This is a genomic window from Actinacidiphila paucisporea (genome assembly GCF_900142575.1).
Classification (GTDB): domain Bacteria; phylum Actinomycetota; class Actinomycetes; order Streptomycetales; family Streptomycetaceae; genus Actinacidiphila; species Actinacidiphila paucisporea.
Genome location: NZ_FRBI01000039.1, coordinates 26,220 through 51,682, shown reverse-complemented (window position 1 = coordinate 51,682; position 25,463 = coordinate 26,220). Strand labels below are relative to the sequence as shown.

Sequence of the window (25,463 nt, the reverse complement as noted above, 5' to 3'; positions counted from 1 at the left end):
ACCGGCTTGCCGTTCTGCGTGGCGTAGGCCGGCGAGGCGGTGTAGGCCTTCATCTTGTTCGTCCAGTCGGTCTTGATGTCCGACTGCATCGTCGTCCAGTCCGAGACGTCGTACATGATGTAGAACTTCCGCCCGTGCGACTCCGCGGCGCTGCGCACCTTGGCCGCCATCGCGTCCCGGGTCGGGCCCTCGCCCCCGGTGGGGTTGAAACGCTGCAGCGCGGCGGTGTCGATGCTGTTCTGCTGCATCCACAGGAAGTGCGTGTCCACCGTCTGCTGGTCGTAGGACGAGAACAGCTTCGCCGGCTGCCCGTTGCCCAGCGCCGCGTACCCCGTCTGATACGTCTTCGCGTAGTCCCGCACATCCGGCCACGCCACGATGGTGGTGTTCGACGGCGACGGCGCCTGCCCGGCGTTCGCACTCCAATGCCACCACGCATTGATGGGCGCACCATCACCAATGCATGCAAACCACCCCTGATACCCCACCGTGATCTTGCCCACAACGTCACCCGGTGAACTGGCGGCGAAAGCGCTGCCGGCCAGCGCGGTTTGCGTGGCCCCCACCGCCCCCGTTGCGGTCACCGCAATCGCGGCCTGCAGTAGCGCCCGGCGTGTGACACCCATCTGGAACTCCTCCGATCGGCTGTCAACTCCCGCTCTCCCACGGCCGATCGGTCTACGGCAGCGGACCGGAAGTCTGGTGCCCGGGATCGTAACGACGGGGTTACGTCTCCGCAATAGATCGCGCATCAGGCGAAATATTTGACAGAAACCACGCAAGAAGCGCTCACGACTTCCTGACGCCCTGGCCTGCGGAAAAACCTCTCACAGCCAAGTCGGTACGAAAATCTTAGGAGAATGAAATATTCCGCTCTTACGGTCTGGTGCATGACGCATGTTTCAGGACCACCGGGCGGTGGGCGCGGCTCAACGCGCTCCCGCTCCCACCGGCGACGGCGAAAACCGTCCTGGTGGCAGCGCCCGGCGGTCGTGTCGGGGGCGGTCCTGGCCACGATCGGGTTGATCACCCTGGTGATCGTCAACCGGTCCCCCTCGGCCAAGGCCCGATCCGACTCCGCCGCGACGAGCGACGCCAAGGCCGCGGACCCGGCCGGCGGCACTCCCTCGGCGAGCACCGCCCCCGCCACCACCGCAGCACCGCCCACCACCAGGTCCGCGACCCCGTCGAAGCCGCCGACGACCCCGGCCGCCGACGCCAAGGCCCGGCTCGCCACCGCGATCAAGGCCCTGTCGGCGAAGAACGGGGGGCGGCTGTCGGTGGCGGTGACCGATCTGAACGACGCGGGCACCGGCGTGTCGTACGCGGACGGCTCCGCGACGTACGACACGGCGAGCATCGTCAAGGTCGACATCCTGGCCACCCTGCTGCTGCGGCACCAGAAGGCGGGCACCAGGATGACCTCGTCCGAGCGGTCGCAGGCCACCGTGATGATCCAGCAGAGCGACAACAACGCCGCCACCGCGCTGTGGAACGCCATCAACCGCAAGACCGGGCTCGACGCGGCCAACAGCACCTTCGGCATGCACCACACCGAGGGCGGCTCCACCGATCTGTGGGGTCTCACCCAGACCACCCCGGCCGACCAGCAGGCCCTGCTGCGGGTGGTCTTCGGCGGCAGCGACTCGCCGCTGACCGCGGCGTCCCGCGACTACATCAAGGACCTGATGCACACGGTCACCAAGGGCCAGCAGTGGGGCGTCTCGGCGGCCGACGAGGACGACACCGGCTTCGCGCTGAAGAACGGCTGGCTGCAGCGCACCGCGACCGGCCTGTGGGACATCAACAGCATCGGCCAGGTCGACTACAAGGGCCACACGCTGCTGGTCTGCGTGCTGTCGTCGGGCAACAAGTCGGAGAAGGCCGGCATAGACAAGATCGAGGACGCGGCCGAGGCGGCGGCCGAGGCCCTCTACTCCTGACCCGCACGGCGCGCGCGTCCCGGGGGGACGCACCGGCACGCGTACTCACCGGCACGGCCCCGGGGCACCGCCCCGGGGCCGTGCCGCGGTGGTCAGGAGGCGACGTCGATCAGGACCTTGCCGATCGCGGACTGCTTGACGGCGTCGTGGGCGTCGCCGGTGCGCGACAGCGGGAAGCGGTGCAGGGGCAGGCCCGCGGCCTCGCCGACGCGGATCGCGCCGTCCGCCACGGCCGCGCTGACCGCCGCCACCGCGTGGTCCTTGGCCGCGGTGGGGACGGTGTAGACGAGCACGCCCTGCCAGCGCAGATTGCCGAACATCGAGGGCCGAACGGGCACGGCGACGGTCGCCGAGTCGTCGGCGTAGAAGGCCACGACCGCGTCGGGGGCGGTCACCGCCTCGTCCAGGGCGGCGTTGGCGGCCGGGGCGACCTCCACCACGACGTGGACCCCGTCGGGGACGATCCCGCGGATCACCGCGGCCGCGTCCTGCGCCCGGTAGTCGACGACGTGGTGCGCGCCGGCGGCCTTCGCCAGCTCGCCCTTCTCCGGGCTGCTGACCGTGGTGACGACGGTCGCACCCGCCCAGCGGGCCAGCTGGATCGCCGCGTTGCCGACCGCGCCCGCGCCGCCGGCGACCAGGACCGTACGGCCGGCCAGCGCGCCCGGGGCCAGGCGGGCGGGGCCGCCGTCCGCGACGGTCAGCGTGCGGTGGGCGGTCAGCGCCGGGATGCCGAGGCTCGCGCCCAGGTCGAACGAGGCGTGCTCGGGCAGCGCCACCGCCTGCCGGGACGGCAGCGTCACGTACTCCTGCGCGGTGCCGTCGGCACGGCCCCACGCGGCCTCCCACAGCCACACCCGCTCGCCGATCCTGTCCTCGGGGACGCCGGGGCCGACCGCGTCGATCACGCCGGAGCCGTCCTGGTCAGGCACCTGCTCGCCCTGCGGGGTGTTGCTCTCCCGGGCCTTCCAGTCGGTCGGGTTGACACCCGACACCTTCACCGCGACCCGCACTTCGCCCGCCCCGGGCGTGGGGACCGGCCGGTCGGTCAGCGCCATCACGTCGGCGGCGCCGCTGGTCTTGTAAGTGATCGCCTTCATGAGCGCTACAAGCTACCGCCGCCCGCCTTTCTTCCCGGAATCCACTGCTCCGTTCGGTGTGCCGCGAGCGAAAAGTCCGACGCGCGGCGCCTGCCCGGGTGAGGCTGGGGCTACGGCGCCGGGCCTCCGGCGGTCCGGTCGTACGGCGTGCGGGGAGTCCTGATGACCGAGCAGCACAGCGAGAGCTTCTACGACGCGCTCGGCGGCGAGCCGGCGCTGCGGCGGCTGGTCGGGTCCTTCTACGACCAGGTGCTCGTCGACCCGCTGCTCGAGCCGGTCTTCGCGCACTTCACGCCGACGCACGTCGAGCACGTCGTGGTGTGGCTGTCGGAGGTCTTCGGTGGCCCCGCCGTCTACACCGAGCGCCTCGGCGGCCACCACGCCGTGCTCAGCAGCCATCTGAACCTGAACATCACCGAGGAGCAGCGGGCGCGCTGGGTCGAGGTGATGCTGGCGACGGCGGCGAAGGAGCTTCCGGCCGACGAGCTGCTGCAGCGGCGCTTCGCCGAGTACATCGAGTGGGGGACGCGGATCGCCGCGTCGGTCTCGCAGCCGGGCACCGAGCTGGGCGAACCCGGCCCGGCTCCGCACTGGGGCTGGGACGGACTGGCCTGACGGCGCTCAGGGGACGAGCGGCTCGGGCAGGGCGACGCTGTCCGCGCGGGGGGCGCTGCCCGGCCGGCGGGGGACGTAGGAGCCGGAAGCGCCGCCGTGGCCGCGGTGGACGAGCAGGCCGCGGACCGGGTCCGGGACCGCGTCCAACGTGGCCTGGGTGCCGGGAAGGTCGAGCCAGGCGTCCCACGACTCCTCCTCGGCGAAGGAGACTTCCAGCACCACACCCCAGCTGTGCTCGAACCACCGCCAGGACGAGGCGCCGTTGGTGATGAGTGATTCGGTCAGCACCTGCCCGTAAGCGTCACGCCACCCGGTCGCGGTGTGCACCGTACCGTCCTCGACGTCCATGACCTCGATCGACCACCAGTCCGGAACCCTCATGGTTCGACCATAGACACCGTCCGCCGGCTCCGGAAGGGGCCGGCGGCAACCGGGCGAAAACGATCAAACTCCCCCGAGCAACTCCTCGGCCGCGGCCAGGATCTCGGTGACCCGCAGCCCGAACCGGGCGTCGCATCCGTGCGGTTGGCCGCCCACCAGGACGTCGACGGCCCGCGCGTAGGCGTCCGTGGCGGGTCCCGCGAGGCCGTCGGGGATGGTCGCGACCCCGTGCGTACCGCGGAATTCGACGGCCACCCCGGCGCCGGCCGGGGGCGCCGTGAGGGTGAGGACGGCGGTGCTCGACGCGCCGCTGACGTGTCGCAGTGTCAGATGCACCAGGTCGCCGGGGCCGCGCGCGGCGGCAATGGCGGTGACGTCGCCGAGCACCGGCAGCAGCACGGACAGCGCGTGCGGGCCGACGTCCCACAGGCCGCCCTTCTCGCGCCGCCACGGCGATGCGGCGAAGGGACCGTCCTCGGCGCCGGCGCCGAAGACGGCGCCGTACCAGTCGGCGCGGCCGGTGAACCAGTCGCCGGCGGCGGCCTGCCGGCCGATCCACTCGGCGGCGGCAGCGTCGAAGCGCAGGGTGAAGAAGACCACGCAGCGCACCCCGGACCGCTCGACCGCGTCGACCACCTCGCGGGCGCCCTCGACGGTGGCCGCCAGCGGCTTGTCGAGCAGCAGGTGCCGCCCGGCGCGGGCGGCGCGCGCGGCCAGCGGCGCCTGGAGGGCGGGCGGCAGCGCGACGGCGACCGCGTCGACGTCGGCGATCAGCGCGTCGGCGTCCGCGTAGGCGCGGGTGCCGAACAGCTCGGCGACCTCGGCGGCGGCCTCCGCCCTGCGCCCCCAGACCCCGGCCAGTTCGACGCCCGGGTGCGCGGCGAGCGCGGGCCCGTGCGCGAGCCGCGCCCAGGGCCCGGTGCCGAGCAGCCCCACCCGCAGCGCGGTCACGACGCGGTCCGCGGTTCCTCGTGGCGTGCGTACGACTCGCGGTCCAGGTCGCGCAGGTCGACGGAGAACTGCACCTCGAGACGCGGGGTGGGCGCGGTGTTCTCCCGCAGAGCGGCGAGCACCGCCTCGGTGAGCGCCCGCTTGACCTCGGGGGTGCGCCCGGACAGCAGGGCGATCTCGACGTGGACCATCGCGCGGTCCGGTGAACCGTCGGCGATGTAGAGGTCGTCATGGCGTACGAAACGGGTCTTGCAACCGTCCGCGCGGCCGCCGGCGACGGTGACCAGGGCCTCGTGCAGGGCCTTGCCGAACGCGGGCCGGTCGAGGGCTTCGGCGAGCGTTCCGGAGTATTCCACGGTGGTATGCGGCATGGCTTCGACCCTATCCCGGCAGGTCCGCGGCGGACCGGGCGTCTCACGATGCGCGCCACGGCGGCCCGAAACCTCGGTTACATCCCGTTAACACAAGGGCAACGCTTGAGAAAACCATCCTTGCGACGCTGCCTTCGGTCCGATCAGCGCAGCTCGGCCGCACCCGCGAACACGTTCGTTAAGGATGGCGTCACCGTGACCTACAAGGCTGAGTACATCTGGATAGACGGCACGTCGCCGACCGCGAAGCTCCGTTCGAAGACGCGGATCCTGGCCGACGGCGCGGAGCTTCCGATCTGGGGGTTCGACGGATCGAGCACCAACCAGGCCGAAGGTCACGCCTCGGACCGCGTACTCAAGCCGGTCGCCTCCTTCCCGGACCCGATCCGCGGCGGTGACGACGTCCTGGTGATGTGCGAGGTCTTCAACATCGACGGCACCCCGCACGAGTCCAACACCCGTGCCCCGCTGCGGGAGGTCGCCGAGAAGTTCGCCGCGCAGGAGTCGCTGTTCGGCATCGAGCAGGAGTACACCTTCTTCCAGGGCTCCCGCCCGCTGGGCTTCCCGGAGAACGGCTTCCCCGCCCCGCAGGGCGGCTACTACTGCGGTGTCGGCGCCGACGAGATCTTCGGCCGCCCCGTCGTCGAGAAGCACCTGGAGAACTGCCTGGCCGCCGGCATCGGCATCTCCGGCATCAACGCCGAGGTCATGCCCGGCCAGTGGGAGTTCCAGGTCGGCCCGCTCAGCCCGCTGGAGGTCTCCGACCACCTGTGGGTCGCGCGCTGGCTGCTCTACCGCACCGCCGAGGACTTCGGCGTCTCCGCGACGCTCGACCCCAAGCCCGCCAAGGGCGACTGGAACGGCGCCGGCGCGCACACCAACTTCTCCACCAGGAAGATGCGCGAGAGCTACGACGCCATCATCGAGGCCGCCGAGTCGCTGGGCCGCGACGACAAGCCGCTGGAGCACATCAAGAACTACGGCGCCGGCGTCGAGGGCCGCCTCACCGGCGCGCACGAGACCGCGCCGTGGAACGAGTACAGCTACGGCGTGTCCAACCGCGGCGCCTCGGTCCGTATCCCGTGGCAGGTCGAGGTGGACCAGAAGGGCTACATCGAGGACCGCCGCCCGAACGCCAACGTCGACCCCTACGTCGTCACCCGGCTGATCGTGGACACCTGCGGCTCCGCACTGGAGAAGGCCGGCCTGGTCTGATCCGCCCCGCACCACCACCGCCTCCCCGCGGTCGTGAAGGGCGCCCGTCGACACGACGGGCGCCCTTCGTCCTGCCCGCGCCGGGCAGGTGCCGGTGACCATCGCTGCCGTCACTCGTTTGACGCAGAGTGAAGAGCCGACCGTCACGCGCACTGTCCCCGTTCAGGCAGAAGTCCGCTCGGCACGTCCCGGTGGCGGAGGCCGAAGCGGCTCTGATCGAGCACTATCCCCGTCTGGTGCGGCTGGCGTACCTGGCGCTGCCCGCCACGATCGGCCGGCACGAACGGGTGATCGTCGCCCACCGGCTCGCCCAGAAATCACTGCGAGTAGCGCTCGGTTCGCCCGGCCGCGAGGGACCGTACGCGATGCTGCGGCGCGAGGTGCTGCGCCAGGCACTCGCCCAGGGGCGGCAGACGGGGCGATGGCACGGTCTGCTGGCCGGCGCCGGGGGGCCGCACGTCGTCGGCCTGCGGCTGCACCCGCAGGCCGGCGGGAGCGCCGAACTCGCCCTGGACCGGGCGCTGGCCACGCTGCCCGGGGCGGCGCGGGCCGCGTACGCGCTGCTCGGCGTCGAAGGCCTCGACGAGCGGGCGACCAGGGACGTCCTGACCGAGGCGGGCGCCACCGACCCGCGGGGCGCGGTACGCACGGCACTCGCCATCGAGAACGACCACCGGCTGCTGGCCGCGGGCGAGTTCGACCCCTGCACGGTCCACGTGCGGCCCACCGACCTGCTGCGGCGGCGGCAGCGCGCCAGGACCGCGATCGCGGTGGCCGCGGCGGTCGCGGTCGGCGCGGTCCTGCTCATCGTCTCGGCGGGCGGCGGGCCGCCCGGGCCGCACGGCTCCGCCGGGCCCCCCGGTGCCCCTCCGGCCGCCGCGCAGGCGCTCGACCCGGCCGCCCTCGTACGCGCCCTGCCGCAGGCCTGGACCACGACCGCCAGGCTCGACTTCACCGCCTGGCCCGCCCGCGGTAACCGGGCCGCCGACAGCGCGCTCCTGCGCAGGGCACTCGCGGCCTGGGCGGACCCCCCGCCCTCCCTGCAGGTCACCGCGAGCCCCGGCACCCCCGGAACGGCGCCCTCGCAGCCGCCGCAACTGCTCTACGCCGGGGACGTGGACGCCGCGACGGTGGTGGTCTTCTACGACGGCCTGCGCCTGGTCCGCTACGCCGAGCCCCGCGGCGGCGGCTCCGCCGCGGCCCTGGACCTCGCGCAGGTCGCCGACGCCGACCTCACGACGGCCGCGGCGGTCGTCGTCGACCGCGTCGACGGCAGGGCCCGCTTCCTGATGGCCCCCTGGATCGCCGACGCCCGGACCCGCGACCTGCTGCGGCCCGACCTGCAGGCGGTGCCGCTGCACACCGCCGCGGACGGCACGACGGACCCGGTCCGCACGCCGGGTGCCTGCGGCACGAGCTGGCCTGTGCTGCAACTGCGCTCCTCCGGCAGGATCGTGGAGCAGCACTCCTTCCTGCTCACCGACCTCGGCGACCTCAGCCCGGTCCACCTGACCTTCATCCCGCCGCCGGAGCCGGGCACCCCGCCCCGCGCCCCGCGCGAGGCCACCGGGCCGCAGGCGCTCGCCAGCTGGGCGCACGGTGCGTGCCGCCTCGGCGAACTGCGCGGACAAGGTGTCCGCTCCGTCAACGACTGGCAGTTCGCCCGCACGAGCCTCCCCGAGGGTGCCGGGTCGGCCGCGTGGACCTGCGACCGGGCCGACACCTGGCGCGGGCCGGGCCGCGCGACCGTCCAGTTCGTGCCGCCGGGCGCCGCGCCCGGGGCCCCCGGCACGCTCGCCGGGCAGCAGGCCGACGGTTCCGCCTGCAGCCGCTTCGGCCGGGATGTCATTGCGGGCGTCATGTGGCGCTCCCCCGGCGGCCACTGGTACCTCCTCGCGGCGGCGAGCCGCGACGTCGTCTCGGTGAGCGCCACGGACGGCGTCACCGCCGGTGCGTCGGGTACCTCCCTCGCCGTGCCCGCGCCACGCGGCACCCGCGCGAAGCTGTCCGCCCGGACGGTCACGGGGGTCGTCCTGCATCCCCTGGGCGGCTAGGGCCTGTCCGGCGGATCTTGGCGGATCAGCCTGCGGCGTCCGGTGCCGGGCGTCGCAAGGCGGAGAATCGTCCTCGTACCGGGTCGTACAAGGATGATTCGACAACGCAGCGAAGTCCGGTGCCGGGCGTCGCAGGCCCGGCAAGATCCGCCGGACAGGCCCTAGTCCCCATCCCGGGGGGTGCGCTGTGTACCTGCGGGTGCGTCGTGGCTTGTCGCTCCGTTCTCCCCCAGAGCTTCGCCTGGGGGTACCCCCACGCGCCCCTCGGTGGCTGCCCCTTGCGGTGCGTTGCCTTCTTCCCCGCCTCGCCGGCGGGGCGCGCAGTTCCCCGCGCCCCTCAAGAACGCGTCCCCTCCTGCGCAGAGCGCAACGCCCCTGGCAGGGGCGAACGCCTCGGCACAGGAGGACGCGAGGCCAAAAGGGGCGCGGGGAAATGCGCGACCGGCCACGACGGGGGCGCGGACAAGCAAACGCACCGCACGGGGCAAGACGTCCGGGACCGGGGGCTGAAGGGACGGCCCCCGGTCCGGCGCGGCACCCCGCAGGGGTTGTTCAGGGGAGGCGGGTGAAGACGGACACGGTGCGGGCCGGGACGGTGAAGGTGGCGGTGGACGGGGTGAAGGTCGAGGACTTGACCACCGGGTCGGATCCGGCGGCCTGGACCGGGTGGAGGGCATAGTGCGCGCCGGCCAGCGACGCGATCGACTGGGCCTGCGCCAACGGCGTCGCGTTGAAGACGACGACCAGGTCGCCGAGGGTCATCGTGATGACGCCGGGCGTCTCCGAGGACCCGCTCAGCGGGAAGGCCAGATCCCGCTGCACCTGACCGGAGGTCGTCAGGTGGAAGGCCGGCTCCGTGTTGCGGATCCGCAGCAGGTCCTGGTAGGCGGCGGACGCCCCGCCGATCTCGGCGCACGAGGGGCTCGTGGCCGGGGAGGTCAGCAGGGGGGTGGCGTAAGGCCACTTGGACTGGTTGTCGGCCGCCGGCGGCAACCCGCGGCCCATCCCGTTGGCTCCGGCCTCGCCTGCCCGGCACGACCAGTGGATCGCGTTGAACCAGTCTCCGGAGTCGAAGGAGTTGCGGTCGAGCGACTTGGACCGCAGCAGGTCGGATCCCGCCTGGCCGAGGGCCGGGCCCTGGGAGAGGATCGCCGTGGCCTCGGCCAGGACCTGCATGCGGGCCCGGTCCGCGGCGGAGGTGCCGGCCGGGAGCTTGTAGGTCAGCGCGTCGTAGAGCGACTCGTTGTCGTGCGCGTCGGCGTACGCGAGCGCGTCACCGGGCGCGTCGGCGTATCCGGCGGGCGCCCCGTTGTAGTCGATCTCGGCGCCGGTGGTCTGCTTGCCGGCGGAGTCGGTGAAGCTGAACTGGCGCAGGTTTCCGGTGAGTCCGACCTTGATGAGGTCCTGGTAGTGCAGCAGGCGGGCCTTCTGCTCCGCCGGAGTGCCGTTGGCGGTCGATGAGTTGGGGTCGGTGTAGAGGCCGGAGGCGAAGCCCTGGACGCCGGGGTCGGCGTCGAAGGGGCTGCCGCCGCGTACGGCGTCGCGCGCCCGGTCGGAGAAGGTGGCGATGCCGGTGCCCGCCATGTTGGCCTGGGTGGCCTGCACGAACCGCGCGTTGTCGGCGACCTCGCCGAAGTTCCAGCCCTCGCCGTAGAGGATGATCTTCTTGCCGTCGACGCCGTCCTTGGCGAGGGTGAGCGCGTCGAGCGCCTTGCGCACCGCGAGGATGTTGGCCTTGGGGTGGTGGCCCATGAGGTCGAAGCGGAAGCCGTCGACCTTGTACTCCTTGGCCCAGGTGACGAGGGAGTCCACGACGAGCTTGCCCATCATGGCGTTCTCGGGCGCGGTGCCCGCGCAGCAGGTGGAGGTGGCGACCGAGCCGTCCGGCATGAGGCGCTGGTAGTAGCCGGGGACGATCTTGTCCAGGACGGAGGTGTCGGCCTGGCCGGCGGCGGAGGTGTGGTTGTAGACCACGTCCATCACCACCCGTAGCCCGGTGCTGTTGAGCCCCTGCACCATCTGCCGGAATTCGACGGTACGGCCGGGCCCGTCGGGGTTCTTGGCGTAGGAGCCCTCGGGGACGGTGAAGTGGTAGGGGTCGTAACCCCAGTTGTACGCGTCGGTGGCCTGCTGGGCGGTGACGCAGGCCTGCTGCTTGTCACTTGCGGGGCCGTACGAGTCCAGGTCGCAGGCGGGTTCGGTCTGGTCGGCGGTCCGCTCCGGCACCGTGGCGAAGTCGAACGCGGGCAGCAGGTGGACGTGGGTGACGCCGGCCCGCGCGAGGTCGCGCAGATGGGTCATGCCGGCCGACGACGTGTCGGTGAAGGCGGCGTAGGTGCCGCGGTCGGCAGCCGGGACGGTGGTGTCGGCGACGGAGAAGTCCCGGATGTGCAGTTCCTGGATCTCGGCCCCGCTCATCGGCACCGCGGCCGGTTTGTGCTCGGTCGCCCAGCCCTTGGGGGCCAGTGCCGGGTCGTCGAGGTCCACCAGCAGGCTCTTCGCGGAGTCGGCGGTGAGTGCGACGGAGTAGGGGTCGGTGACCTGGTTGTCGACGATCTTCTGCACGCTGGGCGCCCAGACGGTCACGTCGTAGAGGTAGGGCTTCCCGGTCCAGGAGGGGGCGCCGGTGACCGACCAGACGCCGGTCGACGCGTCCTGCCGCATCGGGACGCGGTGGCCGCCGATGTCCACCGAGACGCTGTGGGCGGTCGGCGCCCACAGCGACAGGCTGGGCCGGCCGTGGCTGAACACCGGCCCCAGCCGGGCCTTTTCGGCACTGGCGGCGTAGAGGTCGTCGAGTACGCCTTGCGTCTGCACGCCCGTCGCCGCCAGCAGGGCCCCTCCCCCGGAGCCTCCGGCCTGGGAGGTACCCCCAGCGGCCCGCTGGGTGGCGATGACCTGGCCGCGCAGGGCGTCCCGCACCCTGCCGCGGTCGCGCGGGTCGACGGTGAAGGCCGCGTAGCCCTTGAGCTGCGGGAATCTGGCGAGCTGCGCGTCGGTGAGCCCGCCGGGCACCTTCTGCAGCCGCAGCCAGTGGCCCTCGCTGGACAGGGCGCCGTCCTTGACGGTGATGCCGCCGTCGGGGGCGTAGACGAGTTGCTGGGACACCGACGGGGCGCCGGTCTTCCAGGCGACGGTGTCGCGGTCGATCCACTGGGCCTGCGCCTTGCCCAGGTCCAGGTCGGCGCCGCTGCCCTGCGGCTGCGGCAGCAGGTACGCGGGGGTGCCGTCGAGCAGCCACACCTCGTGGCCGGTGCCGGCCAGGTCGAGGGACTGGTCGCTGGGCAGGTCCTTGGTGTCGCCCTTGTGCAGGATGTAGCTGAGCGAGGTGGCGCCGGGCGCGAGCGGTACCTCGTAGACGGCGCCGTAGGAGTCGATGCGGGCGGGTCGCAGCGGTGCGGACCAGTCGGTGGGGTCGGCGGCGCCGCTCCAGACGTGCAGGCCCCAGCCGGTGTAGTCGTTGTCGGCCCGGTGGTAGTGCAGGACCGCCTTGGTGGTGTCCTGCGGCGGATAGGCGCCGGCGGGCGGGCTGGTGGCGACGGCCGGGCTGCCCTGGGTGATCCACACCTCGCTGCCGGCCCCGACGTCGATGGTGCGGTCGCCGTCGGTGTCCTTGACGCCGCCCTTGTTCACCACGATGAAGCCGACGCTGGTGGCACCGGGCTTGAGCTTCACGTAGGCGAAGGCGCCGTAGGCGTCACGGCCGGTGAAGGGGTGGCCGGCCGGCCAGGTGGTGGCTTCGCCGTCGGCGATGTCGCCCCAGGTGTAGAGGCCCCAGTCGGCGTAGTCCCCTTCCCCGGAGCCGCCGGCCTGGGAGGTGTCCCCGGTCCGCCGGTAGTGGACGATCGCGTAGTCGTGGCTGATCGCGGTCGGGGGCGCGGTGACCGGCGGGGCGCCGGTGGTGGTGGCGGCGGTGGCCGAGGCGGTGCGTCCGGCGCCGGAGACCGCGACGGCCTTGTAGCGCACGGCGGTTCCCGCGGCGGTGCCGGTCAGCGTCTGGGTGACCTTGTAGGGGGCGTGGTCGGCGGAGCCGAGCACCTTCCAGGGCGCGTTGCCGACCTGGGCGGCGAAGACGACCCGGTTCAGGCCGCCGCCGGTGACGTCGGCGGACAGCTCGACGGTGCCGGTCGCGCCGGCGGCGGGCGGGGTGAGGGTGAGCGCGGGCGCCGCGGCCGGCTCGGGCAGCGGCTCGGCGGCGTGCAGCACGACGGCCTGGAGCGGCGGCACGGTCACGGTCACGGTGCCGTCCGCGGCGGTGGCCGTGGTGCCGGTGGCGCCGTAGATCCCCTGGTACGCGGCGCCGGCCGTGTTGCCGGTCGGGACGGTCACGGTGCGCGCGGTGGTGGCGTTGTTGATCGCGACGAGGTAGTCGTCGCGGCTGACGGCGTCGGTGCGGGAGTAGGCGTAGACGCCGGGGTCGGTGCCGGGGGCGGTGTAGCGCTCGGTCTGGACGCCGTCGCGCAGCGCCGGGTGGTCCTTGGTGAGCCGGGACAGCGCGGCGATCGCCTGGTAGAGGGGGTGCTGCGGGTCGTAGGCGTCGCTCGCGGCGGTGCGGTCGGTGCCGATCTCGTCGTCGTCCAGGTAGTCGGCGACCTGGGAGGCGAACATCGTCTGCCGGGCGTTCTTGTCGCCGCCGGGGGCTCCGGTGAAGCCCTGCTCGTCGCCGTAGTAGACGACGGGGTTCCCGCGGCCGAGGAACATCACGGCGTTGGCCAGCTCGTCGCGCCTGAGCAGTTCGGCGTCGCTCGCGCCCGGGTTGTCCTGGGCGAGGAAGCTGCCGATGCGGCCCATGTCGTGGTTGCCGAGGAAGGTGACCTGCTCGTACGCGTTGGCCTTGTCGGTGGTGTACCGGTAGTCCTGGCCGTAGACGGCGGCGAGCCTGCTCGGCGGCGCGCCCTGCGAGGCGTAGCCGCGGGCGGCGTCCTGGAAGGGGAAGTCCAGTGTCGCGTCGAGCCGGCCCTGGGTGACGTACGGCGAGGTGACGGCCGGGTCGGCGTCGTAGGTCTCGCCGAACATGAAGAAGTTCTTCCGGCCGTGCCGGGCCGCGTAGGTGTCGAGCGCGGTCGCCCACTGCGTCCAGAAGGGCAGGTCGACGTTCTTGACGGTGTCGATGCGGAAGCCGTCGATCGCGAAGTCCGCGACCCACTTCTCGTAGATCCGCTCCATGCCGTGGACGACCTCGGGCCGCTGCGTCCACAGGTCGTCCAGACCGCTGAAGTCGCCCTGGTCGGCGCTCTCGCCGGCGAAGGTGGAGTCGCCCCGGTTGTGGTACATCGTCGGGTCGTTGAGCCAGGCCGGGACCTTCGCGTCCTGGCGGCCGGCGGGCACGGTCGGGGTGCGCGGGAAGGACGCGGCGGTGACCGTCGGGAAGGGCTTCGCACCGTCCGCGTAGGTGTCGTCGTCGAAGGGGGTGCCGTCGGCGGACAGGTAGGGGAAGGCGCCCTTGGACAGGTAGCCGTAGGTGTTCTCGGCGTTGCCGATGACGTCGGCGGTGTGGTTGGTGATGACGTCGAAGAAGATCTTCATGCCCTTGGCATGGGCGGCCGATATCAGCCTGCGCAGGTCGTCGTTGGTGCCGAAGTGCGGGTCCACCTGGGTGAAGTCGGTGATCCAGTAGCCGTGGTAGCCCGCGGAAGCGTCGGTCCCCGTCCCCTGCACCGGCTGGTTCTTGAAGATGGGCGCCATCCAGATCGCGGTGGTGCCCAGGCCCTTGATGTAGTCCAGCTTCCGCGTGAGGCCCTTGAGGTCGCCGCCCTGGTAGAAGCCCTTGTCCGTGGGGTCGTAGCCGGTGCTGAGCCGGCTGCCGGTCAGGCCGCCCCGGTCGTTGGCCTTGTCGCCGTCGGCGAAGCGGTCCGGCATCACGAAGTAGAACTGCTCGCGCGTGTCGTCGTGCCGTGCGGCCTGTCCGGCGAGTGCCCGGTCGGACGGCGGGGCCGGCGGCTGCGGCGAGCCGTGTGCGTAGGCCGGTTGGACGAATGCGGCCAGCGCCGCGAGGGCGGTGGCGACGGCGACGCGCCGCATCCTGTGTACGGGCAGCCTGAACTCCAGGGCCACGGGCGGATCTCCTTGCTGGGGACAGCCTCGCGCCCGGGTCCACGCGCATGAACCGGTCGCCGCCACGGCGTCGGTGCCGAAGCTGTGCGGGACCGTATCCCTCCCGGGGCGGTTGCAGCAAGACTCTGCAACCGGTTCCGTCACATCCGCGCCCGGTGGGCCCCCGGCACCCGTACGGCATGCCCGCCCCCGACGACACGCCGGGATAACGGCCGCATCACGGATGAAGGATCTTGCGGAAAGTTTCTTGCAGCCTCTTTCGCAAAGCATTACATCGCTGTTACGTTCCTGCCCAGCCCGAGCGGCCCCGTAGGGACGACAGCGGCCGGCAGCCAGCCTGGCCAGGGCGAACGGGCACTTCCCTCTTCAAGGAGTCAGGTATGCGACGCGGCATATCCGCCGTGGCGATGGCCGCGGCCATCGTTCTCGGGGTCACCGCCTGTGGCGGTAGTGGTAGCGACAACAAGAGCGACAAGGGGGCGGCGGCCAAGGACCCGGCCGCGGTCTCCGGGACGATCACTTACTGGGACACCTCGGACGCCAAGAACGAGGCCCCGACCTACCAGGCCCTCATCAAGGACTTCGAGGCGAAGTACCCCCACATCAAGGTCAACTACCAGAACGTCGACTTCACCACCGTGGAGCAGAAGTTCAAGGCGGCGGCGCAGAGCGGCAAGGGCGCTCCCGACGTGGTGCGAACCGACGTCGGGCTGATCCCCGAGTACGCCTCGCTCCACTACATCGCCCCGCTGGACGGCACCGCGGCGCTGACCGACACGCAGGACTTCGTGGCGGGGCCGATGAACACCACCAAGTACGAGGGCAAGACCTACGGCGTGCCGTCGGTGACCGACACGCTCGGGCTGCTCTACAACAAGGACATCTTCGCCAAGGCCGGCATCACCGCTCCCCCGGCCACCTGGGACGAGCTGATCGCGGACTCCGCGACCATCAAGGCGAAGGTGCCCGGTGTCGCGGGCACGTACGTCAACCCCGACTCGTACTTCCTCTTCCCGCTGCTGTTCGGCGAGGGCGCCGACCTGGCCGACCCGGCCGGCAAGAAGGTCACGATCAACTCGCCGGAGGCCGTCAAGGCGGTCACCGAGGCGAAGAAGGTCTACGACACCTCCTCGCTGAAGGTCGACTTCGCCAGCGCGTACGACAACATGCAGACCTCCTTCAAGACCGGCAAGGTCGCCATGCTGGTCCAGGGGCCCTGGTCGGTGGGCGACGACCTGACCGGCTCCGCCTTCCAGGGCAAGGAGGCCAACCTCGGCTACGCACCCGTGCCGGCCGGCTCCACCGGCAAGGCGCTGGCGCCGACCGGCGGCCACGACCTGGCGGTCTACCAGGGCTCCAAGAACCTGGACGCGGCCTACCTGTTCACGCAGTTCATGACCTCCTCCGCGAGCCAGCAGACGATCGCGCAGAAGAACGGCACCCTGCCGACCAGGACCTCCGCCTACACCGCCGAGGTGCTGAAGAACCAGACGATCGCCGGCTTCAAGCCGATCATGGACACCGCCCGGCCGCGGGTCGCGCTGCCGCAGGTGGGCAGCCTGTTCACGCCGCTGCAGCAGCAGTACATCAAGATCCTGCAGGGCAAGACCTCGGTCCAGGACGGCCTGAACGCCGCGGCCCAGGAGTTCGGCAAGCTGCTGCCCGGCTACACCGTGCAGTAGCCGGCCCCCAGTTCCGGACCGGCCGGCCGGGGCTCCGCCGCCCTGACGCGAGCGGGGCCCACGCGCCCGGCCGGCCGGTCCGGTCACCCATCACCGACGAGAGAGCCGACGAGAGAGCCGAGGAGCGATGACCACCGCCACCGTGGACGAGCCCGCCCCGGGCACGGCCGCCCGCCCGCCGCGCGAGCCGCGGCCCGGCCTGATGACCTCGATCAGGCGTTCCTGGGACCGGCACTGGTACGCCTGGGCGATGGTCGCCCCGGTCGTGATCGTGCTGGCCGTCCTGGTGTTCTATCCGCTCGGCTACGGCACGTACCTGTCGCTGACGAACGCCAACGAGACCAACGTCGCCAAGGACATCGGCCCGGTCCACATCGGCGCCACCTACCACTGGGTGGGCCTGCACAACTACTGGCAGGTGCTGTCCGGCAAGGACGGCGACTTCTACCCGCGCTTCGAGTGGACGGTCGTGTGGACCGTCGCCTGCGTGGCGGTCACCTACGCCATCGGCCTGGCGATGGCGATGCTGCTCAACCGCAAGGTGCGCTTCCGGCTGTTCTACCGGCTCTGCCTGATCCTGCCGTGGGCGGTGCCGGCCTTCATCGGCGTCTTCGCCTGGCGGCTGATGCTCAACTCGCAGTACGGCGTCTTCAACGACATCATCACCAGCTTCGGGCTGCCCGCGCAGGACTGGCTCGGCACACCGCTGTCGCAGAAGATCGCGGTGATCATGGTGAACATCTGGGTCGGCGTGCCGTTCATGATGGTCGCCCTGCTCGGCGGCCTGCAGTCGATACCCGGCGAGCTGTACGAGGCCGCCGAGATGGACGGCGCCACGCCGCTGCAGCGCTTCACCAACGTCACGGTGCCCGGGCTGCGCCCGGTGACCAGCACGGTGGTGCTGCTCAGCACGGTCTGGACGTTCAACATGTTCGCGATCATCTACCTGCTGCTGGGCAACAACACCACGGGCGACACGGACATCCTGGTGACGTACGCCTACGAGAAGGCGTTCACCGGAGTGTCCGATTATTCGGCGGCCGCCACCTACGGGATCGTCATCCTCCTCATCCTCGTGGCCTTCTCCACCTTCTACCGCCGCCAGTTGAAGTCCGAGCAGGCCTAGGAGCCGGATCACCATGAGTGCCACCACCCACAGCGGCCCGGCCGCCAGCACCGCCACCCCGCTCAGCGCCGCCGCGGCCACGCCCCGCGGCCGCGGTGAGCGCAGCCGCGGCGCCTCCATCGCGCTGCACGCCGCACTGATCACCGCGAGCGCCATCGCGGTCTTCCCCGTGCTGTGGATCCTGTTCATCTCGCTGGGCCCCAGCACCTCCTGGCAGCAGCCGCACGAGGTGCTGCGGCACCTGGGCCTGGGCAACTACCGGTTCGTGCTGATGCACACCAGCTTCCCCAAGTGGTTCCTCAACTCGGTGATCGTGGCGGGCGCCACCACCGTGCTCGGCGTGCTGATCTCCGCCAGCGCCGGTTACGCGATCTCCCGGATGCGCTTCCCCGGGCACAAGTCGCTGATGTGGACCTTCCTGATCACGCAGATGTTCCCGATGGCCGTACTGATCGTGCCGCTGTACAACCTGCTGGCGCAGCTCAACCTGATCGACAGCTACCTCGGTCTGATCCTGGTCTACTGCACCATCGCGGTGCCCTTCTGCGCCTGGATGCTCAAGGGCTACTTCGACACCATCCCGCGGGACATCGACGAGGCCGGCCGGGTCGACGGGCTGACCCCGTTCGGCACCTTCTGGCGGCTGATCGTGCCGCTGGCCCGCCCGGGGCTCGCCGTCACCGCCTTCTACAGCTTCCTGACCGCCTGGGGCGAGGTCGCCTACGCGGCGCAGTTCATGGGCAGCGACCACTCCACGCTGGCGGCCGGCATCCGCACCTTCGCCTCCGACCAGCGCGCCGACTGGGGCAGCATGACCGCCGCCTCGGTGCTGATCGCGATACCCGCGACCGTCGTCTTCCTGCTCGTCCAGCGCCACCTGGTGACCGGCCTGACCGCCGGCGGCACCAAGGGCTGACCGCCGGCCCTCAGCACCGCAGTCACGTATGCCACAGATCGTTCCCCCGCACCCGATAAGGGAATCCATGAGCCAGCACCTCTCCGACGCGCCCCGCTCCGCCGCCGCTCCCGCTGCCGACGCCGGGCACAGAGACTGGTGGCGCGATGCGGTCATCTACCAGGTCTACCCGCGCAGCTTCGCCGACGGGAACGGCGACGGCATGGGCGACCTGCCCGGCGTCACGGCCCGGCTGCCGTATCTGCGGGACCTCGGGGTGGACGCGGTGTGGCTGTCGCCGTTCTACGCCTCCCCGCAGGCCGACGCCGGCTACGACGTGGCCGACTACCGCGAGGTCGACCCGATGTTCGGCGACCTCAACGACGCCGACGACCTGGTGCGTACCGCGCACGCGCTGAATCTGCGGGTCATCGTGGACCTGGTGCCCAACCACTGCTCCGACCAGCACGAGTGGTTCAAGCAGGCGCTCCGCGACGGCCCTGGCTCCGCCCTGCGGGAGCGCTTCCACTTCCGCCCCGGCAAGGGCGCCGGCGGCGAACTGCCGCCCAACGACTGGGAGTCCATCTTCGGCGGCCCCGCCTGGACCAGGACCACCGACCCCGACGGCACCCCCGGTGAGTGGTATCTGCACCTCTTCGCGCCCGAGCAGCCGGACTTCAACTGGGACCACCCGGCGGTGCACGACGAATTCCGCTCGGTGCTGCGCTTCTGGCTGGACCTGGGCACCGACGGCTTCCGCATCGACGTGGCCCACGGCCTGGTCAAGGCGGCGGGCCTGCCCGACATCGGGCACAGCGAGCAGCTGTCGCTGCTGGGCAGCGCGCCCATGCCGTACTTCGACCAGGACGGTGTGCACGAGATCTACCGCGGCTGGCGGCGCATCCTGGACGAATACCCGGGCGACCGGATCGGTGTCGCCGAGGCGTGGACGCCGACCATCGAGCGGGCCGCGCTGTACCTGCGGCCCGACGAGCTGCACCAGGCCTTCAACTTCGAGTACCTGGGCACCCCGTGGGACGCGGCGGCCCTGCGCAGGGTCATCGACAAGTCGCTGGCAGCGATGGGCGCGGTCGGCGCCCCCGCCACCTGGGTGCTGTCCAACCACGACGTGACCCGGCACACCACCCGCTTCGGCAACCCCTCCAGTGCCCTCCCTGGCGGGGCCTCCACCGGCGGCTCCCTGCAGCTGCGCGAGGCCGGCGACCGCGAGCTGGGCCTGCGCAGGGCGCGCGCGGCGACCCTGCTGATGCTGGCGCTGCCCGGGTCGGCGTATCTCTACCAGGGCGAGGAGCTGGGCCTGCCCGACGTCACCGACCTGCCGGACGAGGTGCGCCAGGACCCGTCCTTCTTCCGGGCGGCCGGGCAGGACGGCTTCCGCGACGGCTGCCGGGTGCCGATCCCGTGGTCGGGCGCCGAGCCGCCGTACGGCTTCGGCCCGGCGGGCGGGCCGAGCTGGTTGCCGCAGCCGGCGACGTGGGCCGAGCTGAGCGTCGAGGCGCAGACCGGCGACCCGGCCTCCACCCTGGAGCTCTACCGCGCGGCCCTGGCGCTGCGCCGGGAGCTGCCGGCGCTGGGCGCGGGCCGGTCCGTGCAGTGGCTGGACACACCGGAGGGCGTCCTGGCCTTCCGCAGGGACGGCGACGGCGACGGGTTCCTGTGCCTGGTCAACCTCACCGCGACGCCGGTGGTCCTCACCGTGCCCGGCGGCCGCCCGCTGCTGGCCAGCAGCGCGCAGCCGCCCGCGACGGCCGGGCCGTCGGACCAGGTTGACGGCATTGACGTCACTATCGCCGCAGACACGGCAATTTGGTGGGCGATCTGACGTGGTGGCTTTCCGTCCAATAGCATCCGGTACTGTGACCGCGCGGCTTGCTGACATCGCAGCCCAGGCGGGGGTCAGCGAAGCTACGGTCAGCCGGGTGCTCAACGGCAAGCCCGGGGTTTCCGCCACCACCCGCGAATCAGTGCTGGCCGCGCTCGACCTGCTGGGGTACGAGCGCCCGGTACGGCTGCGGCAGCGCAGCGCGGGCCTGGTCGGGCTGATCACGCCCGAGCTGGACAACCCGATCTTCCCCGCCTTCGCGCAGATCATCGGCCAGGGCCTGACGCGGCAGGGCTACACCCCGGTGCTCGCCACCCAGACGCCCGGCGGCTCCACCGAGGACGAGCTGGTGGAGATGCTGGTCGAGCGGGGGGTGGCCGGCATCATCTTCGTGTCCGGGCTGCACGCCGACTGCACCGCGGACATGGAGCGCTACGCCAGGCTGCAGGGCCAGGGCGTGCCGTTCGTGCTGATCAACGGCTTCACCGAGAAGGTCAGCGCGCCCTTCGTGTCCCCCGACGACCGCGGCGCGATGCGCCTCGCGGTCACCCATCTGGCGGCGCTCGGGCACCGCAGGATCGGCCTGGCCGTAGGGCAGAAGCGTTTCGTCCCGGTGCGCAGGAAGATCGAGGGCTTCGTGACGTCCATGGCCGAGGTGCTCGGCCTGACCGGCGACGAGGCGCACGAGCTGGTGCAGCACTCGCTGTTCACCCTGGAAGGCGGCCAGGCGGCCGCGTCGGCGCTGATATCCGACGGCTGCACGGCCGTCGTCTGCGCCTCCGACATGATGGCGCTCGGCGCGATCAGGGCGGCCAGGCAGCTGGGCCTGTCGGTGCCGGACGACGTGTCGGTGGTGGGTTTCGACGACTCGCCGCTGATCGCGTTCACGGACCCGCCGCTGACCACCATCAGGCAGCCGGTCACGGCGATGGGCCAGGCGGCCGTCAACGCGCTGCTGGAGGAGATCGGCGGCACCCCGGCCCCGCACAGCGAGTTCGTCTTCCTGCCCGAGCTGGTCGTCCGCGGATCGACCGCGGCCGCCCCCACCGGGCAGAACGCGTCGCTGCCGGCGCAGCCCTCCACCCCGCGGGTCACCCGGACGGCCGACGATCCCACCCAAGTCTGATCCGCATCACGGGACACATCTGGCAGACTGGTCCCCTATGGGGGAACCGACTGCGAAGACCGCGAACACGACAAGTGGCCGTTCCGCCGCACCGCAGCGCTCCACCGGTTCCCGTGCCTCCGATGGAGCCGACAGCGCCGGGCGACGGGCGCTGCCGCGTACGGTGCTGGAGAAAGTGCGCACCCCCCGACGCCCGAGGCTGTGGTTCGAGGTCCTGCTGATCGGTGTCAGCTACTACCTGTATTCGCAGATCAGGAACGCGGTACCGCAGAAGCGGACCACGGCGCTGCGGCACGCCGACGCGATCTGGGCGCTCGAGCACCACCTGGGCCTCGCCGTCGAGCGCGGCCTCAACCACGGCCTCGATTCCGTGACGTGGCTGATCGTGGGGATGAACTACTACTACGCCACGCTGCACTTCATAGTGACCATCGGCGTGTTGATATGGCTGTACGTCTACCACCCCGGGCGTTACGGGCCGGCCCGGCTGGTGGTCTTCCTGACCACCTGGCTGGCGCTGATCGGCTTCTGGGCGTATCCGCTGGCACCCCCGCGGCTGATGACCGGCGGCGGCTTCATCGACACGGTGATGGTGCACCACACCTGGGGCTCGCTGTCGCAGGGCGACCTGGCACAGGTGTCCAACCAGTACGCGGCCATGCCGTCGATGCACATCGGCTGGTCGCTGTGGTGCGGCATCACCATCGTGACACTGGCGAAACCGCTGTGGGCCCGTATCCTGGGCGGCCTCTACCCGGTGGCGACGCTGCTGGTGATCATCTCCACCGGCAACCACTTCTGGATGGACGCGGTCGGCGGGGCGCTGTGCCTGGCCATCGGCTATTCGATCGCCTACATGGTCTACGGCCGCTGGGTCTACGCCCTGCCGAAGCACCCGTCGGGTGCGCTGGCGCTCGAGGAGCACGCCAGGACCGTACAGGGCTGACCGCCGCGCCCGGCCGGGGACGGCCGTGCGCGTCCCGCGGTGGCCGCGCGGTCACCCCTGGTAGAACAGCCGGTCCACCACTGCCCTGGCCCTGCGGGTACGCCGCCGGTAGTCCTCCAGCATGTCGCCGACGTGGCCGGGCGGGAAGCCGAGGTAGCGGGCCACCGCGGCCAGTTCGCGCGCGTCGCCGGGGAAGGTGTCGCCGGGCCGGCCGCGTACCAGCATCACCGCGTTGCGCACCCGGGTGGCCAGCACCCAGGCCTCGTCCAGGACGGCCGCGTCCGCCTCGTCCAGCAGGCCCGCGTGCGTCGCCGCGGCCAGCGCGTGCCGGGTGCCGGTGGTCCGCAGCTCGGGCAGCCGGCCGGCGTGCCGGAGCTGGAGCAGCTGGACGGTCCACTCGACGTCGGAGAGCCCGCCGCGGCCCAGTTTCGCGTGGATGGTGCGGTCGGCGCCGCGCGGCAGCCGCTCGGACTCCATCCGCGCCTTGAGGCGGCGGATCTCGCGTACCGCCTCCTCCTCCAGCCCGCCGGCCGGGTAGCGCAGCGGGTCGATCAGCTCCACGAAGCGCGCCCCGAGGTCCTCGTCGCCGGCCACCGGGGTCGCCCGCAGCAGCGCCTGGCTCTCCCACACCAGCGACCACCTGCGGTAATACGCCGCGTAGGAAGCCAGGCTGCGTGCCAGCGGGCCGCTCTTGCCCTCCGGGCGCAGGTCCGCGTCGACCAGCAGCGGCGGGTCGGCGGTGGGGATCTGCAGCAGCCGGCGCATCTCGTTCGCCACCGCGAGCGCGGCCCGGCCGGCCTCCTCCTGGTCCACGCCGTCGTGCGGCTCGTGCACGAAGAGCACGTCGGCGTCCGAGCCGTAGCCCAGTTCCCGGCCGCCGAAGCGGCCCATGCCGATCACCGCGAAGCGCGTCGGCAGCGGCCGGGCGTCGTTGCCGGTCACCGCGTTGACCGCGGCGCGCAGGGCGCCGGCGACGGTCGCCGAGGTCAGGCCGAAGACGGCGCAGCCCACCCGGTCGGTCAGCTCCGCCGGGTCGACCCGGTCCGCGTCCCCCTCGACGTCGTCGCCGTAGGTGTCGATGAGGTCGGCCGCCGCCGTGCGGAACAGCTCCCGCCTGCGCACCCCGCGGACCGCGGCGATGGCCTGCTCGGGCCCCTCCGCGCGGCCCACCGCGGCCAGCACCTCCTGTTCGAGGGCGGCGTGGTCGCGCGGCACCAGGCCGCCGTCGACGGAGCCGAGCACCGCGACCGCCTCGGGGGCGCGCAGCAGCAGGTCGGGGGCCATCCGCCCGGACGACAGCACCCGGGCGAGCCGCTGGGCCGCGGCCCCCTCGTCGCGCAGCAGCCGCAGATACCAGGGCGTCGTGCCGAGCGCGTCGGAGACCTTGCGGAAGCCCAGCAGCCCCGCGTCGGGGTCGGCGGAGTCCGCGAACCAGCCGAGCAGCACCGGCAGCAGGGTGCGCTGGATGGCGGCCTTGCGGCTCACCCCGCTGGCCAGCGCCTCCAGGTGGCGCATCGCGTCGGCCGGGTCGGCGTAGCCGAGGGCCTGGAGGCGCTGCCGGGCCGCGCCGGTGCTCAGCCGGACGTCGTCGGTGCCGAGCTGGGCGACGGATTCCAGCAGCGGCCGGTAGAACAGCTTCTCGTGCAGCCGCCGCACCTCCATGGCGTGCCGCTTCCACTCCCTGGTCAGGTTCGCGACCGGCTCGGAGCGGAAACCCAGGCCCCGGCCGAGGCGGCGCAGGCCCGCCTCGTCGTCGGGTACGAGGTGGGTGCGGCGCATCCTGTGCAGCTGGATGCGGTGCTCCATCAGCCGCAGGAAGCGGTAGGCGGCGTCCAGCGAGGCGGCGTCCGCCCGGCCCACGTAGCCGCCGGCGGCCAGCTCGGCCAGCGCGGTCAGCGTGGTGGGGCTGCGCAGCGAGCTGTCGGTGCGGCCGTGCACCAGTTGCAGCAACTGCACCGCGAACTCGACGTCCCGCAGGCCGCCGGGGCCGAGCTTCAGCTCCCGGTCCACCTGGGCCACCGGGATGTTGTCCACCACCCGGCGGCGCATCTGCTGCACGTCGGTGACGAAGTGGTCGCGCTCGGCGGCCTGCCACACCAGCGGGCGGATCGCGGCGACGTACTCCGCGCCGAGCTCCGGGTCGCCCGCGACCGGACGGGCCTTGAGCAGTGCCTGGAACTCCCAGGTCTTCGCCCATCTGGCGTAGTACGCGAGATGGCTGGACAGGGTGCGCACCAGCGGGCCGTTCTTGCCCTCGGGCCGCAGGTTCGCGTCGACCGGCCAGATGGTGCCCTCGGCGGTGGTGTCCGAGCACACCCGCATCATCCGGGCCGCGAGCCGGGTGGCGGCCTTGACCGCCTCGATCTCCTCGACGCCCTCGGCGGGCTCCGCCACGAAGATCACGTCGACGTCGGAGACGTAGTTCAGCTCGTGGCCGCCGCATTTGCCCATGCCGATCACCGCGAGGCGGGTCGCCGCGGCGTCCTGCGGTGCCTCGGCCGCCGCGATGGCCAGCGCCGCGCGCAAGGTCGCCGTCGCCAGGTCCGCCAGCTCGGCGGCCGTACGCACCAGGTCGCTCGTCCCGCACACGTCCCGGGCCGCTATCCCCAGCAGGCACCGCCGGTAGGCGGCACGCAGCGCGTCCGGGTCGGTCGCGGCCGCCAGCCCCCGCGCGAACTCGGCGATCCCCGGATGCAGGTCGGCCGCCTCGTACGTGACCAGCGCGTGCCAGTCCGCCGGGTGCCTGGCCAGGTGGTCCCCCAGCGCCTCCGAGGCGCCCAGCACCCCCAGCAGCCGGTCGCGCAGCGGCTTGGCCGTCGTCACGGTGTCGAGCAGCGCCCGCCGCTCGCCCGCGTCCAGCGCCTCGACCAGCCGGACGAGCCCGATCAGTGCCTGGTCGGGGTCGGCGGTCGCGCCCAGCGCCTCCAGCAGCACGGGATCGCTGCGTACGGCTGACAGCTCCGGTACGTCGAGCAGCCGCTCGGCCGCGGCGGGGTCGGTGAAGCCGTGCCGGAGCAGCCGGGTGAACGTACTGCTGCGTCGGCCTTGCATAGCGCTCCCGTCCCCGGCCACTCCCTCCTCCGAGCCTATCCGCCCCCTCCCCCACCCGCTCCCCGTCCTGCCGGGCGCGACACCCCTGCTCGGCGCGGGGGCGCCTCAGG

At 72.1% G+C, this 25,463-nt stretch carries 16 protein-coding genes and 1 pseudogene; 10 read left to right on the top strand and 7 right to left on the bottom strand.

The features are described 5' to 3' along the window. Positions 1 to 626, bottom strand: a pseudogene (locus BUE44_RS33255) (discoidin domain-containing protein); the annotation flags it as partial. A 264-nt stretch (positions 627 to 890) separates the two neighbouring features. On the opposite strand from BUE44_RS33255, the gene BUE44_RS33250 reads away from it, so the two are divergent. Continuing rightward, positions 891 to 1,943 (top strand): serine hydrolase, encoded by a 1,053-nt coding sequence (locus BUE44_RS33250; RefSeq protein ID WP_079190310.1) that lies wholly within the window; start codon positions 891 to 893, stop codon positions 1,941 to 1,943. Positions 1,944 to 2,035: 92 nt separating this feature from the next. Here the strand turns inward: BUE44_RS33250 and BUE44_RS33245 are convergent, their stop codons facing one another. After that, positions 2,036 to 3,043: an NADPH:quinone reductase gene (locus tag BUE44_RS33245; RefSeq protein WP_073502745.1), complete on the bottom strand. Its 1,008-nt coding sequence runs from the start codon at positions 3,041 to 3,043 to the stop codon at positions 2,036 to 2,038. A 162-nt stretch (positions 3,044 to 3,205) separates the two neighbouring features. On the opposite strand from BUE44_RS33245, the gene BUE44_RS33240 reads away from it, so the two are divergent. Further along, on the top strand, positions 3,206 to 3,658 hold the full coding sequence (locus tag BUE44_RS33240) for a group II truncated hemoglobin (RefSeq protein WP_073502744.1): 453 nt from the start codon (positions 3,206 to 3,208) through the stop codon (positions 3,656 to 3,658). Between the two features lie 6 nt (positions 3,659 to 3,664). On the opposite strand, the gene BUE44_RS33235 is transcribed toward BUE44_RS33240, so the two are convergent. From BUE44_RS33235 to BUE44_RS33225, 3 genes are all read right to left on the bottom strand, one after another. Further along, a complete protein-coding gene (locus tag BUE44_RS33235) occupies positions 3,665 to 4,039 on the bottom strand; it encodes a hypothetical protein (protein ID WP_073502743.1) in 375 nt (124 codons plus the stop codon). Between the two features lie 63 nt (positions 4,040 to 4,102). After that, positions 4,103 to 4,981 (bottom strand): Gfo/Idh/MocA family protein, encoded by an 879-nt coding sequence (locus BUE44_RS33230; protein WP_073502754.1) that lies wholly within the window; start codon positions 4,979 to 4,981, stop codon positions 4,103 to 4,105. A gap of 5 nt (positions 4,982 to 4,986) precedes the next feature. Beyond that, complete coding sequence (locus tag BUE44_RS33225) at positions 4,987 to 5,361, bottom strand: 5-carboxymethyl-2-hydroxymuconate Delta-isomerase (RefSeq protein WP_073502742.1); 375 nt, start codon at positions 5,359 to 5,361, stop codon at positions 4,987 to 4,989. A gap of 195 nt (positions 5,362 to 5,556) precedes the next feature. On the opposite strand from BUE44_RS33225, the gene glnII reads away from it, so the two are divergent. Both glnII and BUE44_RS33215 read left to right on the top strand, forming a co-directional pair. Further along, entirely contained in the window at positions 5,557 to 6,576 is a 1,020-nt protein-coding gene (gene glnII, locus BUE44_RS33220; protein ID WP_073502741.1) for a glutamine synthetase, read from the top strand. A 191-nt stretch (positions 6,577 to 6,767) separates the two neighbouring features. Next, positions 6,768 to 8,630: a hypothetical protein gene (locus BUE44_RS33215; RefSeq protein WP_235002713.1), complete on the top strand. Its 1,863-nt coding sequence runs from the start codon at positions 6,768 to 6,770 to the stop codon at positions 8,628 to 8,630. A gap of 552 nt (positions 8,631 to 9,182) precedes the next feature. Here the strand turns inward: BUE44_RS33215 and pulA are convergent. Further along, a complete protein-coding gene (pulA, locus tag BUE44_RS33210) occupies positions 9,183 to 14,651 on the bottom strand; it encodes a pullulanase-type alpha-1,6-glucosidase (RefSeq protein WP_073502752.1) in 5,469 nt (1,822 codons plus the stop codon). A gap of 413 nt (positions 14,652 to 15,064) precedes the next feature. On the opposite strand from pulA, the gene BUE44_RS33205 reads away from it, so the two are divergent. The 6 genes from BUE44_RS33205 to BUE44_RS33180 all read left to right on the top strand — a co-directional run bounded on the left by BUE44_RS33205 (position 15,065) and on the right by BUE44_RS33180 (position 22,302). Further along, positions 15,065 to 16,366, top strand: a complete 1,302-nt coding sequence (locus tag BUE44_RS33205) for an extracellular solute-binding protein (RefSeq protein ID WP_073502740.1) — start codon at positions 15,065 to 15,067, stop codon at positions 16,364 to 16,366. A 127-nt stretch (positions 16,367 to 16,493) separates the two neighbouring features. Then, positions 16,494 to 17,492: a carbohydrate ABC transporter permease gene (locus tag BUE44_RS33200; protein ID WP_073502739.1), complete on the top strand. Its 999-nt coding sequence runs from the start codon at positions 16,494 to 16,496 to the stop codon at positions 17,490 to 17,492. Between the two features lie 13 nt (positions 17,493 to 17,505). Then, positions 17,506 to 18,408, top strand: coding sequence for a sugar ABC transporter permease (locus tag BUE44_RS33195; RefSeq protein ID WP_073502738.1), 903 nt, complete (start codon positions 17,506 to 17,508; stop codon positions 18,406 to 18,408). Positions 18,409 to 18,475: 67 nt separating this feature from the next. Then, positions 18,476 to 20,230 carry a glycoside hydrolase family 13 protein gene (locus BUE44_RS33190; RefSeq protein WP_073502737.1) on the top strand — a complete coding sequence of 585 codons (1,755 nt, stop codon included), beginning with the start codon at positions 18,476 to 18,478 and terminating at the stop codon, positions 20,228 to 20,230. Positions 20,231 to 20,264: 34 nt separating this feature from the next. Next, positions 20,265 to 21,356: a LacI family DNA-binding transcriptional regulator gene (locus BUE44_RS33185; protein WP_079190309.1), complete on the top strand. Its 1,092-nt coding sequence runs from the start codon at positions 20,265 to 20,267 to the stop codon at positions 21,354 to 21,356. Positions 21,357 to 21,393: 37 nt separating this feature from the next. Next, on the top strand, positions 21,394 to 22,302 hold the full coding sequence (locus BUE44_RS33180) for a phosphatase PAP2 family protein (RefSeq protein WP_073502735.1): 909 nt from the start codon (positions 21,394 to 21,396) through the stop codon (positions 22,300 to 22,302). Positions 22,303 to 22,353: 51 nt separating this feature from the next. On the opposite strand, the gene BUE44_RS33175 is transcribed toward BUE44_RS33180, so the two are convergent. Next, a complete protein-coding gene (locus BUE44_RS33175) occupies positions 22,354 to 25,353 on the bottom strand; it encodes a bifunctional [glutamine synthetase] adenylyltransferase/[glutamine synthetase]-adenylyl-L-tyrosine phosphorylase (RefSeq protein WP_073502734.1) in 3,000 nt (999 codons plus the stop codon). Positions 25,354 to 25,463 lie beyond the last annotated feature (110 nt).

Coding starts and splice junctions, on each gene's coding strand:
- BUE44_RS33235 (WP_073502743.1), bottom strand. CDS start 4,039: ATGAGGGTTCCGGACTGGTGGTCGATCGAGGTCATGGACGTCGAGGAC.
- BUE44_RS33195 (WP_073502738.1), top strand. CDS start 17,506: ATGAGTGCCACCACCCACAGCGGCCCGGCCGCCAGCACCGCCACCCCG.
- pulA (WP_073502752.1), bottom strand. CDS start 14,651: ATGCGGCGCGTCGCCGTCGCCACCGCCCTCGCGGCGCTGGCCGCATTC.
- BUE44_RS33250 (WP_079190310.1), top strand. CDS start 891: ATGACGCATGTTTCAGGACCACCGGGCGGTGGGCGCGGCTCAACGCGC.
- BUE44_RS33225 (WP_073502742.1), bottom strand. CDS start 5,361: ATGCCGCATACCACCGTGGAATACTCCGGAACGCTCGCCGAAGCCCTC.
- BUE44_RS33180 (WP_073502735.1), top strand. CDS start 21,394: ATGGGGGAACCGACTGCGAAGACCGCGAACACGACAAGTGGCCGTTCC.
- BUE44_RS33175 (WP_073502734.1), bottom strand. CDS start 25,353: ATGCAAGGCCGACGCAGCAGTACGTTCACCCGGCTGCTCCGGCACGGC.
- BUE44_RS33205 (WP_073502740.1), top strand. CDS start 15,065: ATGCGACGCGGCATATCCGCCGTGGCGATGGCCGCGGCCATCGTTCTC.
- BUE44_RS33190 (WP_073502737.1), top strand. CDS start 18,476: ATGAGCCAGCACCTCTCCGACGCGCCCCGCTCCGCCGCCGCTCCCGCT.
- BUE44_RS33200 (WP_073502739.1), top strand. CDS start 16,494: ATGACCACCGCCACCGTGGACGAGCCCGCCCCGGGCACGGCCGCCCGC.
- BUE44_RS33240 (WP_073502744.1), top strand. CDS start 3,206: ATGACCGAGCAGCACAGCGAGAGCTTCTACGACGCGCTCGGCGGCGAG.
- BUE44_RS33245 (WP_073502745.1), bottom strand. CDS start 3,043: ATGAAGGCGATCACTTACAAGACCAGCGGCGCCGCCGACGTGATGGCG.